This is a genomic window from Allobaileyella intestinalis (assembly GCF_009695865.1).
GTDB lineage: Bacteria > Bacillota > Clostridia > Peptostreptococcales > Anaerovoracaceae > Allobaileyella > Allobaileyella intestinalis.
Map to the genome: position 1 here is coordinate 1 of NZ_VUNB01000017.1, position 1,023 is coordinate 1,023.

Below are 1,023 nucleotides of genomic sequence, written 5' to 3' on the forward strand. Positions count from 1 at the left end.
TCTGCAATGGTCTTGGTCCATTGATTCCTAATTCACATACTACTTCTACCATTGCATCATCTTGCATGTTCGCAATGGCTCCATTGTTTTCTACAATCAAAATGAATCTTCCTAATGTATTGAATGCGATGGCTTCTGCTACTTTGATCATCATTTCTGCATGTGCATCACTGATTGCGTGGAATTTGTCTCCTAGTTTTCCTGCTTTAATGACTTCTTCACATTCTTTGAACACTCGCTTTTCACGTCCATCGATGACTTCGTCTGCACGTGTATAATTTGGATTTAAATGACTTGCCTTATATTCTGGATATAAATAGTATCCATCATATGTATTTGGCAAATAGTCTGGGAAATCTTCCATCATCGTTTGTACAAATCCATATGTTTCCAACCATGATTTATCACGTTGTTCTGCATCTTGTGGTAAGAATCCCTTTTCTTTTACAATTTCACGAATCTTTGGTAATAAATCTTCCCCTGTTTTACGATCATACATATGTGTAAACCATCCATAGTGGTTCAATCCAAAGTATACTGGATCTAAATCGTTCCAGTCACATCCTAATAATCTTGATGTTGAACGTACGACGTTTTCTGGTTGGTCACAGATATTCAAGATCTTCTTGTCATCTGGGAATTCTCTTCTTAAGCATTCTGCAACAATAGCTGCTGGGTTTGAGTAGTTTAAGATCCATGCTTCTGGTGAATATTCACGAATTTGGTGAATAGCTTCTACCATGTCTACACATGAACGTAAGCCGTAGCTCATTCCTCCTGCACCACATGTTTCTTGTCCAATCTTTCCAAAGCTCAATGGAATGTGTTCATCTTTTTGACGCATGTGAAGTCCACCTGCACGCATCTGCATAAAGATAAAGTCCATGTCTTTATAAGCTTCAGCAGGATCTGTTGTATATGAGAAATCCAATTCTGGATATCTTTCTTTAAACATGATTTCTCCATATTGTCCGATTGGTTTCTGTCTTTCTCCATCGATATCGAACAATACAAGCTTATTCA

1 protein-coding gene is annotated in these 1,023 nt (G+C 37.6%); it reads right to left on the bottom strand.

What is annotated here, in order from left to right; genetic code table 11:
* Positions 1–1,009, bottom strand: a 1,009-nt coding sequence (locus FYJ66_RS09115; RefSeq protein WP_465250567.1) for a family 4 glycosyl hydrolase, incomplete at its 3' end; no start/stop codon positions are given.
* Positions 1,010–1,023: the final 14 nt, after the last annotated feature.